Here is a 14,716-nt window from a genome sequence, read left to right on the forward strand (position 1 = left end):
GGCCGCGCCCTAACGCAGGCGCTGGCAACGCGGACAGAAGTGCGATCCGCGGTTCATGAACTGCTCGCGAACGATCAGGGTGCCGCAGCGGGAGCACGGTGTGCCCTGACGCCCGTAGGCCTCGAGGCTGTGCGCGAAATAGCCGGACTGCCCGTTCACGTTCACGTACTGGGCGTCGAAGCTGGTTCCGCCCTCGGCGAGGGCGCGATTCAGAATGGTGCGCACGGCCTCGAGCAACGCCTTGGCCTTCGCCGGCGACAGCGACGCGGCCGGCTGCGCGTAGTGAATGCGCGCGGCGAACAGCGCTTCGTCCGCATAGATATTGCCGATGCCGCTGATCAGGTTTTGATCGAGCAGCGCCCGCTTAATGCCGGTGTTCTTGCGGGCAAGGGCGGCGAGGAAGGAGCTTGATGAAAACGACGGATCGATCGGGTCACGAGCAATGTGCGCGACCTGCGAGGGAAGGCGATGCTGCCACGCAGCATCCGCTTCACCCGTTCCGCAATAGCCGCCCGGCAGCCCGTCGGCCGTCGCCACCATGCCGTCGACGGCCATACTGCCGAAGATGCGCTGGTCAACGAAATTGACCCACAACTCGCCGTGCGTCGGGTGCTCGAGCGTCAAGCGGATGCGCAACATACGATCCAGGGCGGCGCCCGGTGCGCGCAGCAGCACCTGGCCGCTCATACCGAGGTGAATGACCAGGGCGCGGCCGCTGTCGAGCGGCAGCCACAGAAACTTGCCCCGGCGCACGGCGGCGAGAATGCGGTGCCCGCTGAGCTGTTCGGCGAAGAAGCCGGCCGCGGGAACGTGGCGGCGCAGGGAGCGTTCGTCGAAGATTTCGACGCCGGTGACCAGGGCATTGGTGACGGCCGGTTGCAGGCCGGCACGCACGACCTCGACTTCGGGGAGTTCGGGCACAGCGCGAACGCTACAGCGCGCTGAGCCGGTCGATGGCCTCGCGGGCCGCGGCCATCTCGGCGAACTTCTTGCTCGGGCCGACGCCCTGAGCGGTGACAACGGTACCGGTGACAACGGTGCCGATCGCGACGGTTGCCACGAACACCTTGGAGTGATCGGGCCCGCTGGCTTCGAGCGTGTAGACGGGAACGCCGACGCCGGTACTGGCGGCGAGCTCTTGCAGGGCCGTTTTCGGGTCCATCGAGACACCGAAATGGCCGGGTTCGGCCAGAAGCGGCGCGATCAGCCGCAGCACGAACGCGGTGGCAACCTCGCCACCGGCGTCGAGAAAGGTCGCACCGATGAGAGCTTCAATGGTGTCGGCCAAAATCGACGCCTTGTCGCGGCCGCCGGTGAGGATCTCACCACGACCGAGGCGGATGTACTCCCCCAGGCCCAGACCGCGGGCGATCTGGGCGAGCGCCGCCGTCGATACCAGGCTGGCCCGGCGCTTGGCCAGGTGTCCCTCGTCGAGGTCGGGGTAGGTGCGATAAAGCATCACCGTGACGGCCTGACCCAGAATCGAGTCGCCGAGGAATTCCAGGCGCTCGTTGGTGGGGATGCCGCCATTTTCGTAAGCAAAAGACCGGTGAGTCAGAGCAAGCTCCAGGATCACCGGTTCAATCTGCACGCCGAGGGTCGCCAGCAGGGGCGACCGCTCGGTCTTCACGCTTCTCATTTAAACGCCCGTAGCGGCCTGTTGGCCAGCACGAGGATTCGTCTTAAATGTCGGCGACTTTACGGCCCTTGTATTCCATGAACATGGGGGTGCCGGTGGAGTCGGTGACGACCTTGGCACGGTGCGGCAGGCTGTAGACAACCTTGCCGCCTTCCATGGTCTTCACGAGGGTGGGAGGCGTGGCCTTCCACTGCGCGCGACGCGAGTGGGTGTTGGAACGCGACATCTTGCGCTTCGGAACTGCCATGACTACTTCTCTTCTCTGTCTGAAACATGGATGTCCGCACCCATGTCTTTGTCTGTGGAAGCCGTAAACCCCGCAAGCGCTGACCACCGGGGATCGTAGCTCTCGTCGGAAACGAGTTCAGGTAGTTCGGCAAGCGGCTGCCCGGTCTCACTGTCAAGACCAGGGCAATCCCGCCGACATACTGGCTGGAACGGAAGTGATAACACTACCGCGTCCCGGATCAAAGATTCCAAATCGACATGGTCGTCCAAAATCTCAAACTCGAAGGCTTCCTCCTGAGGATAACCGAAAAGCTCGGCAAACTGAACTCGAACGGGCAGGTCGATGTCTTTGAGGCACCGGCCGCACTCCCCGAGTGCCCGCGCATAGACCTCGATGCTCACCAGAATTCCCTCGTGCATCGCCTCGAGGCGCAACTCGGTCGACAGGGTCGAGCCAGCTTTCACGGCCACCAGGCCGGCACCGAGGTCGTCAGGAACCACGATATCGAGGTGGCGTTCGTGCATGGTGCCCGGGCGGTTGATGAGGTCACGCACGTCGACCGTGTACGGCGTCTTCTTGAACTTAGTCACGGTCGTAAATTCTACGCTTTCTGGGCGGGTGCTCCGTTCAGGGGGCGATCACGCTGGCTCGATCCTCCCCACGCAACAGCGCGCCGAGGCTCGCGAACAACGAGGTCGGCGCAAACGTCGCCCGCAGACGGATGCCGACACGCGAACCAGCGTGCAGCGTGCGCAGCACCAGGGTCAAATCCGCGGCGAGAGTGTGCGCCCGCACCGGCGTTCGGTCGAACCGCGATCGTTCCAACGCCAGCAATACCCGTTCGAGCGCTTGGGTCGACGCGGGGTCGAGCATTACCAGGCGTTCCAACCGGCCAGCGAATGCTCGCGGCGTTTCGGTGACCGGCACCGCTATGCCGTGATCGAGACTGGTGTGCTGCAGTTCGGTCCAGGCGAGGCCCGCGCCGCCGCCAGAACCGCGAATACGGCGCAGGCGCGAGCCACGCAGCATCCGCCTGGCTGTCCCCGGCAGAACCAGAACGAGCAGTCCCAACGCGCTGAAACCGATGATGCTGAGCAGGTTGCTGGTCTCGGCACCCTGCGCTGTCGCACCGCGTTCGAGTGCGGAATCATCGGCCAGACGGTCGGCGCCTAGGCCAGGAGCGCTGGTGGCGGCGGCTCCGCCCGGCAGGGCTGTCGGTGTGTCGGCATCCGCTGTCTGCTCGTAGTTGGGAACGGTGCCGCGCCCGGGTGTTGGCTCGAATTTCACCCAGCCAATGCCCACGAAGTACAGTTCGGGCCAGGCGTGCAGGTCATGCGAATCAACATCATACCGCCCGCGGCCCTGCTCGAGATCCTGCGATTTGACGCCGGGCAGGTAGCCGAGCGAGACCCGGGAGGGAATGCCGAGGCTGCGTGCCATCGCCGCCATGGTCGCGGCAAAGTGCACGCAGTAGCCGCGTTTCTCCTGGAGGAACACTCCGATCACGTCTAATCCACCGCCGTCGTAGCCGTCTTCAACGGGCGCTTCCGTGTCGTAGATGAAGGCACTGCTGCGCAGATACGTTTGCATGGCTATGGCGGCGTCGTAGGTGGTGGCCGTTTCGGCCGTCACCCGCCTGGCCGTTTCTTCGACGATCAGCGGAGGTTCGACCGGCAGCTGCAGGTTGCCCAGAACACTTGCCGGGTAATTGGTACTCGACTCTCGCAGTTGGTCGGCCGTTGGCTTGATCTCCAGTGACGACACAGTGTAGTTCTGGCCGAGGGTGTTCGAGGTCGTGCTCGCAATCGCCCGGGTTCGGCTGTCCCAATACCAGCGACCGTCGAGCCCCTCAATGCTCGTCGCGCGGGCCGGTGCGGGCAACCAGTGGCTGTTGACGCCATCGATGACGATAGACGTCGACACTTCCACCGTCTCTACGTTGGCGTCGAGCCCGAACGGCCGCTGAATATCATCGACGGTATTACGGGCGTTCGCCCCGTCGATGCGCGCCGTCCAGTTCAAGCCGATGACCTCGTCGAGCGTGAGCAAAGTGAAGTACGGCTGTTCCGTGCCGGTCGACGTGTAGTGAAATGCGGGTCCGGCCTTGGGCCGGCGCAGGTCTTGCCCGAGATTGATCATGGGGCTTACCCCGCTGCCGAACAACAACCCACCCGGCCGAGCCGTGACCAGCCCGCCAGCCGTGAACGCCGGTGCGACCGTACTCAGAAGCAGGGCGCCCACGATGGCGAGCGATCCCACGACGAGCGCGCCGCCGATTGGCCCTGGCCCGCGGCGCTGCGGCGCCCGATAGGCCCGCGGTCCGGCCGAAGGTCGTCTGTACTCCTGCGCGCGACGCACATAGACGTCGACCCGCAACAGCAGCAGAAAAGCAATCGCGGCCACCACGAGCGCGGCCATCTCGGCCCCGTCGTCGATGACGAATCCCGGCGCGAGCAGGGGCACGAGTGCGCCCGCCCCGCCGAGGGCAGGCCAGCGCAGGGTCACGGCGAGCAGGTCCATGAGCACTGCGATCAGTCCGGTGCCACCGGCCAGCAGAAAGAGGATGCCGACGGTCACCTCGGCCGGGGTACTCTGTTGGGCGATCGACGCCCCACCGGCGGATATCAGTTCGGTGAACGTGCCGATGGTCTGCGGCGTCGGAATAAGCCAGAACAGTCCGGTACCGCCACCGAACAGCAGCGTCATCGTGCCAACGAGCACCACCACGTTGGCCACCGGAATGATCGGGCGCGGCAGCCCCAACCGCCGAAACAGGGCGGAGCCCAGCAGCACAGCCGCCCCGACCGCGGCAGAGACCCACCACCAGGCACTGCCGCGCAGCAGCGGTCCCAGAGCCGCGCAACAGATGAGCAACAGCAGCAGCAGGCTGATGGCGAGCGGCCACAGCGCGGCGTCTCGGCCGCCGCGCCGAACGCGCGGCGGCGAGGGCGGAGGCGGAGGCGGGGGCACCGAGCGTCCCACCGAGAGAGACAATGGTTTCGTGGCCAGGCTAGTCATGGCTGGCGCCTCGCTCCCCGCTCACGTCGTTCCACGCCTCTTCCAGACCGTCGGTGGTGGCCAGCTCGACGCAGCGCCAGCCGGCGTCCTGCAGGCGTTGACGGGCAGGAGAACCGACGGTGCGCTGAACGAACGCGACGGCGGGCTCACAGTGACGGGCGAGGGCGACCAAGCCGTCGACATCCGCTTCGGACACGCTCACCAGCAGCGCGAACGTGGGCACCACGGGCTGCGCGCCCCGCAGCGCGGCGCGCACCGGCGCCCGGCGCTCGGCGGCGAGGCGAGCGCTGCGAGAATTGCGACTCGGCCACGGCACCGGAACCACGCTCGCCAGGGCCTCGAGCAAAGAGCGATCGCCGCCGGGCGCGCGAAAGGTGGCTGGCACGTCGCCGTGCAGCCCGCCCAGGGTCTGTTGGTCGCTCGGCAGCAGCTGGCTGGCGCCAAGCTCGATCACCTCGAGCCGGTATCCGGCGTCGAGCAGGTGCACCCCGACGGATGCTGCCAGCTCGATTTCGAGTTCAAAGGCGGCCAGGAGATGCGGTGGAACATGCCCGGCGCCCAGGCCGGCCGCCCCGGCCAGGGTCGTGTCGAGCACCATGCGGGCCTCCGGGTTGCTGCGCTGCTCCTCCTGACGCACCATGATTTCGCCGTGCCGGGCCGTGGCAGGCCAGTTCACCCGGCGCAGGGCATCGCCCGGGCGATACTCGCGGGCGATGAGTTCGTCGGAGGTGGGCGTGGCCTGGCGAACCAGTTCTCGAATGGAGCCGTCGTTGCTGGACTGGGCGAGGCCGCTGCCGGGCAAAGGTGTCACCCGGGGAGTCACGATCAGGTCGTGGGGGGAACCGGCGTCTCGGTCGCTGTGCGCCAAGCCGAATGGGTCCTGCCGGAACACGCGCAGGGGGCCGACATCGTAAACGCCGCGGTGACGCGGCACGACGGAGTACTCGAGGTGCACGCTGTCGCCCGCAACACCGTTCCGGCTCACGAGCGGGAGGATGGCCGCCGGCGGAGTATCGATGCCGGGTGATGGGGTGTCGCACCAGGAGGCACCACCCAGCGGCGCTGCCGACAGATTGTGCAGGTGCAAAGACACCATGCTCTCGCCGCCGACCGGCACGATCGGCGGCCGAAACATGCGGGTCACCTCGACCCGTGCCGGGCGAAGCGATACGTACGCGGCCGCAACCAGCGGAGCCATGATCAGGAGGCTGGCGACGAACAGCATGTCCCGGCTGTTCACCAGCACCGCGTTGGTGAACAGCACAATTCCGACCGCGAGAAAGAACACGCCGCGCAGGGTGAGCCGCGTAGCGAAGCGGGCGGCCAACCGCGTGAACCACTCGGCGTTGGCCGCCGACCCAGATTCTCTCACCCCGCGTGCCGCCATGACTACGGCGTTCCGGGGGAACCCAAGGACCGAGGTGGAACGGCGCGCACCGTCGGCACTGTTTCGCGCGGCACCGATTCAAATCGCGCGGATGCCCCGCCCGCGACCGGCACGGGCGTATCGGCCAGAATTCGGCGCACGATATCGTCGATTACCGGGCCGCTGTCCTGGTGGTGATGACCCAACGCGCGGCTGGTGGGCACCAGCCGATGCCCGAGGACGGCCACCGCGAGCGAGTCGATGTCGTCGGGCAGCACGTAGTCCCGGCCGCTCAACGCGGCCTGGGCCTTCGCCGCACGAATCAGCTGCAGGGTCGCGCGCGGGCTGGCCCCGAGGCGCAGGTCGCGATCGTCGCGGGTGGCTCGAACCAGATTGACCGCGTATTCCTTGACGGCGCCGGAGGCATAAACCGCTCGCGCGGTGAGCATCATGTCCCGCAGGGTCTCCCCTGAGACGACGGCCGAGATCAAGGCGAGCGGGCTGCCGGTGTCGCGCGAGTCGAGCATCGCAAGCTCGGAGCCGGTGTCGGGATACCCCATGGAGATGCGGGCCATGAACCGGTCGCGCTGGGCCTCCGGCAGGGCGTAGGTGCCTTCCATCTCGATCGGGTTTTGAGTGGCGATGACGGTGAAGGGCAGGGCGAGCGGGTAGGTGATGCCGTCGACGGTGACCTGGCGTTCCTCCATCGACTCCAGCAGCGCAGATTGGGTCTTCGGGCTCGCCCGGTTGATTTCGTCACCGATGACGATGTTGGCGAAGACCGGGCCGGGTTTGAACTCGAACCGCCGCTCGGCCTGGTTGAACACTGAAACCCCGGTCACGTCGGAGGGCAGCAGATCGGGGGTGAATTGGATTCGCCCGACGGTGCAGTCGACGGACCGGGCGAGGGCCTTGGCGAGCATGGTCTTACCGACGCCGGGAACGTCTTCGATGAGCAGGTGCCCCTCGGCCAGGAGTACGGTCAGGGCGATCTGCACGGCCTCATGTTTGCCGTCGATGACCGTCTCAACATTGCGCATAATGGCATGTCCAGCGGCCTGCAAATCGCTAAGATCGGCGACCGAATCGCCGTTGACAGGCGCAGTGTCGCCCGGTGGAACCGACGCCAGTTCCGCCCTGCTTGAATCGATGGAGGACCGTGCCGGCTTGTGGTTCATACCCGCGACCGCTCCAGGTATTCCGCAACGGCATGCGGAACGTAGGGCGACACGTCGCCGCCGAGGCCAGCGACCTGGCGCACGAGCGAGCTGGAGACGTGGGCATTGGCCGGATCAGGAAGCAAGAAGACGGTTTCGACCGCGGCCAGGTTGCGATTGACGATCGCCATGGGTGTTTCATAGGCTACATCGACCTGCGAGCGGATGCCCTTCACGAGCACGCTGGCTCCCACGTCCATGCAATAGTCCACCAGCAGCCCCACGCTCCAGCTGGCCACGACGATGTTGGTGGGCAGCCCCGCTTCTTTAATAGCCTGCTCGATCAGGGAAACCCGTTGACTGATCGGCAACAAGGCCGACTTACCGGGATTGTGCACCACGAGCACATGGAGCTCGTCGAACAGGCCGGCCGCGCGATCGATCACGTCCAAATGGCCCAGTGTGACGGGGTCAAATGATCCAGGGACAACGGCGATCCTGCGCATGATCACACCCTACTGCCACAGGCTGACCGGCGCTGCCCGGTGCATCCGCTTGAAGACATCATCATCATCCTTTATTGAGCCAGGAGCGCTCGGATTCGTTCAGCCGGCGAGCTATCGCGGCGCGCAGCGCCGGGTTGGTGCGGATGCCCGGATCACCCGTCACGAGGTGGTACGCGGCCTGTCGCACTTCGGCAATCATGTCGCCATCGACCGCCACCCGCAGAAAGCGCAGTTTCGAGCCGTCGCCGGACTGCAGATCGCCGAGAACGTTGCCCTCACGGCGCAGGGCGAGGTCGAGTTCGGCGAGCACGAAACCATCGAGCGTCGCGGCGACGTCACCGATGCGCTGGCGGGACGGCGACCCCTTACGCGAATTGGTGACCAGCAGGCACAATCCCGGCACACCACCACGACCGACGCGGCCGCGCAATTGGTGCAGTTGGGAGACGCCGAATCGGTCGGCGTCGAGCACGACCATGGCCGAGGCATTGGGCACGTCGACACCGACCTCGATCACGGTCGTCGCCACGAGAACATCGATCTCACCGGCAGCGAACGACCGCATGATGCGATCTTTCTCGTCGCTCGTCATGCGTCCGTGCAGGGCCTCGATGCGGTATCCGGCCAGCGGGGCGAACCCGCGCAACCGCTCGTGCACGGTCTCCACATTGGCGAGGGGAATCTTCGGATCGTCCTCGCTCGGCGGCGGTGCTTCGGCATCTGCTCCCTCTTCGACCTCGGCCGGCGAAATCGCCGGACAGACCACAAAGGCCTGACGATTCAGTGCGAGCTCCTCGGCGAGTTTGGTCCAAATGCGTTGGAACCAGGTCGGGTGATCGGCCAGCGGCACGACGATGCTCGTGATGCCCTGGCGCCCGGCTGGCAGCATGCGGATGGTGCTCACGTCGAGGTCGCCGAACACGGTCATGGCGATGGTGCGCGGTATCGGCGTGGCCGTCATCACGAGAACGTGCGGTGGTTCAGCACCCTTCAGCCGCAGAGTTTCGCGCTGGTCGACGCCGAACCGGTGCTGCTCGTCGATCACGATCAGTCCGAGGTCGAAGAAGGTCACGGTGTCACTGAGCAGGGCATGGGTACCGATCACGATGCGTGACTGACCCGATACGGTGCGCAGCAGCGCCTTGCGCTTCTGCGCGACGGGAAGTTTGCCGGTGAGCAGGGTCGGCATGAGTTCGGCCGCGAGATCGGGGCCGAGCAGCGTCGTGATCGACCGCAGGTGTTGCCCGGCGAGCACCTCGGTGGGTGCCAGCAGGGCCGTCTGGCCTCCACTGTCGGCCACGGCGAGCATGGCCCGCAGCGCGACGACGGTCTTACCCGAGCCAACCTCGCCCTGGAGCAGTCGGTTCATCGGGCCAGATCTGGCCATGTCGGTGGCAATTTCGACCGCGCAGATCTCCTGGTCGACCGTGAGTACGAACGGCAGGGCAGCATCGAAGCGTTCGAGATACCCGCCGGGTGTTGGTACGCGCGGCCGGGTGCGACGTTCCCGCGCAAGACTGTGCCGCTGCATCAGGGCGCACTGCAACACCCAAGCCTCGGTGAACCGCAGCGTTTCCTGCGCGGCCATCCACTGTTCTGTCTTGTCGGGGCTGTGAATCCAGCGGATGGCCTGGGTGTGGTCGAGCAGACCGTGTTCGACCCGCAGGTCCTGCGGAACGGGATCGGGCAGCGTGCCCACCCGCCGGAGCACCTGATCGATCAGGGTTTGCAGGTTCCAGCTGGTCTCCACGGCCGTGGCCGCGTAAATCGGGATGAGCGGCTTATGACGCAAGCGCACGGCCGGGTCGTCGCGCGCTTCTTCTTCTTCGCTTTCGAAGGTCTTATACGACGGGTTGGCCAATTGGCTCTGGCCCTGATAGGTCGACACTTTGCCGGAAAAGCTGCCGCGCAGCCCCGGCCGCAACTGATCGAGGCGCCACTGCTGGCTGTTCTTGCCGAAAAACGTGAGGATGAACTCATCGCCACCGTCGGAGATGACCACCTCGACGATCGTGCCCGGCCGCGACGACATGCGCTTTTCCCGTGCGGACACGATATCGGCGATGACGGTGATATTGGCGCCGGCAGTCAGCTGCGCGAGCGGTCGGAGTACCTCGCGGTCGGCGTAGTCGCGCGGGTAATGGCTGAGCAGGTCGCTGACGGTCTGAAAGCCGAATGCCTTGCCGAGGGCTGACGCTTTGGCGGCGCCGAGGGCCTGCTTCAGGGGGGTGTCGAGGTTGATGGGTTCCACCTGCGGCACTGGCAGGGCATGGCCGTCGAATTCGGGGCCAGGGGCAGCGCTCGAATCGGTCATAGTTCCCATGGTAAACGGGGGCTCTGACATTGGTGGTGTGTCGGATGGGTTGGATCGTTTTGGCTGGCAGCCGCTGGCAGGATGGCAGCTAGGCTCGACAGGGTTATGACGCGAATTATTTCCGGGTTTGCCGGCTCCTTGACTTTGTCGGTTCCCAAGTCCGGTACCCGTCCGACCAGCGATCGGGTGCGAGAGGCTATCTTCTCGGCCCTCGACGCACGGGATGCGCTGCAGGGCATGCGCGTGCTGGACCTGTACGCGGGATCGGGCGCGTTGGGGCTCGAGGCGGCGAGCCGTGGGGCGCGCGTGGTAACACTCGTCGAGAACGGTTATGGCGCGGCAATGATGTGCCGTAAGAACGGCGAGGCGGTGCAGCGGTCAGCGCCGAAGGGCACCGAATTAAAGATCGCGGTGTCGTCACAGGCGGTCCAGTCGTTTCTGGCAGCGACCAAAGACGGCTTCGACGTCGTGTTCATCGACCCGCCCTACGACCTGACAGAGGTTGAGTTGGGCCACAACCTGGCGGCGCTCGCTCCGCTGCTGGCCGACGACGCGCTCGTGGTTCTGGAGCGCAGCTCGCGCTCGCCCGAGCCGGAATGGGGCGAGGGCCTGGTAATGGAGCGCCGCAAGGACTACGGCGACACGACCGTCTGGTACGCCGCGCCTCCCGAGCAGAATTAGCCCGCAGCACCGTCCCAGCCGCGATACGGGTCCCAGCCGCCCTGGTCGTGCCGAGCACCGTCCACGGTGATCTCTCCGACGTTCGAAGCGGATGCCGCCACGACCGTTCCGAGGCGACGAAAGCCGTGCGGCAGTACGGCGTCAGGCGGGAAGGTCGCGAGCAGTCCGTGGTCTTCGCCGCCGCCGAGGGCGACCTCGATGCGTTCGCCCAGACACGAGGAGTCGAAGTCGATGCTGACCCCGCTCGCCCGAGCGATCCGCCCGGCATCGATCGCGAGTCCGTCGGACACGTCGAGCATGGCGGTGGCACCGGCGATGGCGGCGAGCGGGCCGCTGGCAATCGGCGGTACCGGGGTGAGTTGGGCGGCCACCTCGGTCGGATGTGTGAGCTTCAGTGCATTCGCCCGGTCACGGTCTGGCACTCCGAGGGCATCAACGCCCAGATGAAACAGAAGTTCGAGGCCGATTCCGGCAGCACCGAGACGACCGGAGAGCGCCACGGTGTCGCCCGGGTGGGCGCCGGAGCGCACCACGGGTGCACGGCCCTCGAGATCGCCAAAAGCCGTCACAGCGAGGGTAAGGGCGTCGGAGGCCGACAGATCGCCCCCGACGACGCCGCAGCCCGGTGCGAGGGCTTCGCAGCAGTCGCGCAGCCCGTCGGTGATGCCCTCGAGCACCGACACGGGAGTCGACGGCGGGGCGGCGATCGCGACAACGAGGGCAGTCGGACGCGCACCCATCGCGGCTACGTCGGAGAGGTTGGTGGCGGCGGCTTTCCAACCGAGATCGTGCGGCGTCGACCAGGCGAGGCGAAAGTCCGGTCCCTGAATCATCATGTCGGTCGTCACCACGAAGCGTCCGTCCGGCGCAGAGATGACCGCCGCGTCGTCGCCGGGGCCGAGAAGCTGCGCCGATGCTCTCGGCAGCCGGGGAAAGATCCGCCCGAGCACGGCGGTCTCGCTCAGGTCGGAGAGGGTGTCGGGGGCGGCGGCGCTCGGTGCGACAGCGGAGCGTGCGGCTGGAAGCGGGGCATCCGCTGCGGTGGTCATGTAAGAAACGGTAGCCTGAATACGATGTCTCACCGATTCCTGCTCCCGCGCTCCGCTCCCCTTCGCTCCGTCGCCGTCGTCACCGTGCTCGCGGGTTCACTGCTGCTCGCCGGCTGCGCTGCTGCCGTGCCGCTGACCCCGGCCGCCGATGCCACCAATGTGGCCTGCGCCGACGTGATCGTGCACCTACCGTCCACCGTCGCCGACCAGGCGATGCGCGAAACGAACGCCCAGGCCACCGGCGCCTGGGGCGACCCTGCCGCCGTGCTGCTGCACTGCGGCGTGACGGTACCGGCACCCACGACGCTGCCGTGCCTGAACATCAACGGCGTCGACTGGATCGAAGACGACTCCGACGCCCCGACCTACCGCTATACGACCTATGGACGCGACCCGGCCATCGAGATTGTGATCGACTCCGAGGCGGTGAGCGGCTCGACCGCCCTCATCGACGTCGCCAATGCGGTCGGCTACGTGCCATTGACCGGGGCCTGTATCGGCGCCGAAGACGTGCAACTGCCCACCGACGCCGCCACGACCGCCCCGTAATCCGCTCTCGCGAGACAGCCGGCAGCTCGCGGCACAGTTTTGAGAGGTTCGCTGGTTCAACCAGCGCCAACCTCACAGCAACGTGCCGCGAGCCAATCCAAGCGGGTCAGGAACCGTGGCTGGCGTGGGCGATGGCCACCGCAATGAGCTCGTCGATCAGCTCGGGGTAGGTGTAGCCGCTCGCCAGCCAGCAGCTCGGGAACATGGAGATACTGGTGAAGCCGGGCATGGTGTTGATCTCGTTGATCACCCAGCCGGTCGCGGTGAGAAAGAAGTCAACCCTGGCCAGTCCGGCGCCGCCGATCGCCTCGAACGCGCTAATGGCAAGTCGCTGTACCTCGGCCAGTTCCGCCGCCGCCAGGGGCGCCGGACAGACCAGGTCGACGCCCGGCGCGCCGAGGTACTTCGCCGCGAAGTCATAGAAGTCGCGGCCGGTCACGACGACCTCGCCGGCCACCGACGCGCGGGTGGGCTCCCCCGGGCGGCCCTGCAGCACGGCGATTTCAAGCTCCCGACCGACGAGCCCGGATTCGATGAGAACCTTGGTGTCTTCGGCGAGGCCGACCGTCATTGCCTCGGCCAGCTGGTCCGGTGTGGAGACCTTGCTCACTCCCACGCTCGACCCGGCGCGCGCCGGCTTCACGAAGCTGGGCAGGCCGAGCTGTTCCAGGGCCGCGTAACCCATACCGGGAGCCTGCGCCCAGTCATCCGCTGTGAGGGTTCGCCACGGCGCGACGGGCAGGGCCGCCTGCTGAAAGACGGTCTTGGCGAAGTGCTTGTCCATTCCCAAAGCGGATGCCAGCACCCCCGACCCGACGTACGGCAGGCCGAGCAGATCGAGCATGCCCTGAATGGTGCCGTCCTCGCCGAACGGTCCATGCAAAATCGGGAATATAAGATCGACGGAGCCCAACGATCGCTCGCCCAACGCATCGACGACGGTAAGTTCCCGGCTCGAGGCGCTCTGCGGCCAGCGCACCCGCGTGCCGTTATCGGCCACAACGGGCAGCGACTGCGCATCGAGAACAAACTTGCCCGGGTCGTTGTCTTCGAGTACGAACGAGCCGTCCCGGGTGATTCCAACCGGAATGATCGTGTAACGCTCAGGGTCGAGGGCTGCCAGCACTCCGCCCGCCGTGGCGCAACTGATCGAATGTTCGCTGGAACGCCCCCCAAAGAGAAGCACCACCGTGAGCTTGTGCATCGTCAAGTGTCCTTTCGCCCTGCGGTTCGCCGGAGTCTGTTGTGAGGTGCGGCGCAATGTCGCGGGGGTCGAGGGTGCCGTCGAGGACCTGGCGCACCTGTTCGACGATCGGCATCTCCACGCCCTTGGCGCGGGCCAGTTCGAGAACGGGCTTCACCGAAGCGAGACCCTCGGTGGTCTGCTGCATCTGCTTGACGACGTCGTTGATGCTGTAGCCCTGGCCGAGCAGCCGTCCGGCCGTGTTATTGCGCGACAGCGGCGACTGGCAGGTGGCGATGAGGTCGCCGAGGCCGGCCAGACCGGCCAGAGTTTCGGCCTGGGCTCCGTAGGCGACCGCGAAGTCGGTCATCTCGACCAGGCCACGGGTGATGATCGAAGCCTTGGTGTTCTCTCCGAAGCCGACGCCGTCGACGATGCCGATCGCCACCGCGATGAGGTTCTTCAGCACGCCGCCGAACTCGGTGCCGATGACGTCGGTATTGATGTAGGACCGAAAGTAGCCGTTGGTGGCCAGTTTGGCCACTGCCTGCGCGGTTTCGAGGCTCGATGACGAGACGACGGCGCCGGTGGGCTGCTCCTTAGCGATTTCTAAGGCCAGGTTGGGCCCGCTGATCGCCGCGATCCTGGCGGGGTCAATGCGCAGCACCTCTTCGATCACGCTGCTCATGCGCATGCCGGTCGAGCGTTCGACGCCCTTCATGAGCGAGATGATGATCACGTTTTCGGCAAGGTACGGCTCGACCTGCTTGAGGTTCTCGCGCAGCGCCTGGCTGGGTACCGACACGAACACCATTTCGGCGCCGGCCAGAGCCAGGTCAAGCCGGCTCGTGGCGCGCAGGCCGATAGGAAGGTTCACGCCGGGAAGGTAGTCGCTGTTGCGGCGCGCTTCGGAGATCTCGCGCGCCAATTCCGGGCGGCGAGCCCACAAAACGACGTCGGCGCCGCCATCCGTCAGGATCTTTGCGAAGGTCGTTCCCCAACTTCCCGCCCCGAGGACGGCCACC

14 protein-coding genes are annotated in these 14,716 nt (G+C 66.3%); 2 read left to right on the forward strand and 12 right to left on the reverse strand.

The window, feature by feature from the left end:
- Positions 1-9 precede the first annotated feature (9 nt).
- The 9 genes from mutM to QMK31_RS03380 all read right to left on the reverse strand — a co-directional run bounded on the left by mutM (position 10) and on the right by QMK31_RS03380 (position 10,229).
- Positions 10-921 (reverse strand): bifunctional DNA-formamidopyrimidine glycosylase/DNA-(apurinic or apyrimidinic site) lyase, encoded by a 912-nt coding sequence (gene mutM, locus QMK31_RS03340; RefSeq protein WP_283499503.1) that lies wholly within the window; start codon positions 919-921, stop codon positions 10-12.
- Positions 922-931: 10 nt separating this feature from the next.
- Entirely contained in the window at positions 932-1,639 is a 708-nt protein-coding gene (gene rnc, locus QMK31_RS03345; protein ID WP_283499504.1) for a ribonuclease III, read from the reverse strand.
- A gap of 43 nt (positions 1,640-1,682) precedes the next feature.
- Positions 1,683-1,886: a 50S ribosomal protein L32 gene (rpmF, locus tag QMK31_RS03350; protein ID WP_105036395.1), complete on the reverse strand. Its 204-nt coding sequence runs from the start codon at positions 1,884-1,886 to the stop codon at positions 1,683-1,685.
- A 2-nt stretch (positions 1,887-1,888) separates the two neighbouring features.
- A complete protein-coding gene (locus QMK31_RS03355) occupies positions 1,889-2,458 on the reverse strand; it encodes a YceD family protein (RefSeq protein WP_283499505.1) in 570 nt (189 codons plus the stop codon).
- Positions 2,459-2,495: 37 nt separating this feature from the next.
- Positions 2,496-4,886 carry a transglutaminase TgpA family protein gene (locus QMK31_RS03360; protein WP_283499506.1) on the reverse strand — a complete coding sequence of 797 codons (2,391 nt, stop codon included), beginning with the start codon at positions 4,884-4,886 and terminating at the stop codon, positions 2,496-2,498.
- Positions 4,879-6,258: a DUF58 domain-containing protein gene (locus tag QMK31_RS03365; protein ID WP_283499507.1), complete on the reverse strand. Its 1,380-nt coding sequence runs from the start codon at positions 6,256-6,258 to the stop codon at positions 4,879-4,881. The genes QMK31_RS03360 and QMK31_RS03365 overlap by 8 nt, the downstream gene beginning before the upstream one ends.
- A gap of 17 nt (positions 6,259-6,275) precedes the next feature.
- The gene (locus tag QMK31_RS03370; protein WP_502852345.1) at positions 6,276-7,430 is read right to left on the reverse strand and encodes an AAA family ATPase; all 1,155 of its coding nucleotides are present in this window, start codon (positions 7,428-7,430) and stop codon (positions 6,276-6,278) included.
- Positions 7,427-7,915, reverse strand: a complete 489-nt coding sequence (gene coaD, locus QMK31_RS03375; RefSeq protein WP_283499509.1) for a pantetheine-phosphate adenylyltransferase — start codon at positions 7,913-7,915, stop codon at positions 7,427-7,429. Before coaD ends, QMK31_RS03370 begins: the two co-directional genes overlap by 4 nt.
- A 64-nt stretch (positions 7,916-7,979) precedes the next feature.
- Positions 7,980-10,229, reverse strand: coding sequence for an ATP-dependent DNA helicase RecG (locus QMK31_RS03380; protein WP_283499510.1), 2,250 nt, complete (start codon positions 10,227-10,229; stop codon positions 7,980-7,982).
- Positions 10,230-10,334: 105 nt separating this feature from the next.
- On the opposite strand from QMK31_RS03380, the gene rsmD reads away from it, so the two are divergent.
- Positions 10,335-10,910, forward strand: a complete 576-nt coding sequence (gene rsmD, locus QMK31_RS03385; protein ID WP_283499511.1) for a 16S rRNA (guanine(966)-N(2))-methyltransferase RsmD — start codon at positions 10,335-10,337, stop codon at positions 10,908-10,910.
- Here rsmD and thiL read toward each other — a convergent pair.
- On the reverse strand, positions 10,907-11,959 hold the full coding sequence (thiL, locus tag QMK31_RS03390) for a thiamine-phosphate kinase (protein WP_283499512.1): 1,053 nt from the start codon (positions 11,957-11,959) through the stop codon (positions 10,907-10,909). The genes rsmD and thiL overlap by 4 nt on opposite strands.
- A gap of 24 nt (positions 11,960-11,983) precedes the next feature.
- On the opposite strand from thiL, the gene QMK31_RS03395 reads away from it, so the two are divergent.
- Positions 11,984-12,508 carry a DUF3515 family protein gene (locus tag QMK31_RS03395; RefSeq protein ID WP_283499513.1) on the forward strand — a complete coding sequence of 175 codons (525 nt, stop codon included), beginning with the start codon at positions 11,984-11,986 and terminating at the stop codon, positions 12,506-12,508.
- Positions 12,509-12,614: 106 nt separating this feature from the next.
- Here QMK31_RS03395 and QMK31_RS03400 read toward each other — a convergent pair whose 3' ends face one another.
- Positions 12,615-13,712: a D-alanine--D-alanine ligase family protein gene (locus QMK31_RS03400; protein ID WP_283499514.1), complete on the reverse strand. Its 1,098-nt coding sequence runs from the start codon at positions 13,710-13,712 to the stop codon at positions 12,615-12,617.
- Complete coding sequence (locus QMK31_RS03405) at positions 13,612-14,715, reverse strand: NAD(P)H-dependent glycerol-3-phosphate dehydrogenase (RefSeq protein ID WP_283499515.1); 1,104 nt, start codon at positions 14,713-14,715, stop codon at positions 13,612-13,614. The genes QMK31_RS03400 and QMK31_RS03405 overlap by 101 nt, the downstream gene beginning before the upstream one ends.
- Between the last annotated feature and the right edge of the window lies 1 nt (position 14,716).

The sequence above is a fragment of the Cryobacterium sp. PH31-O1 genome, from assembly GCF_030063455.1.
In the GTDB taxonomy this organism is placed as follows: Bacteria; Actinomycetota; Actinomycetes; order Actinomycetales; family Microbacteriaceae; genus Cryobacterium.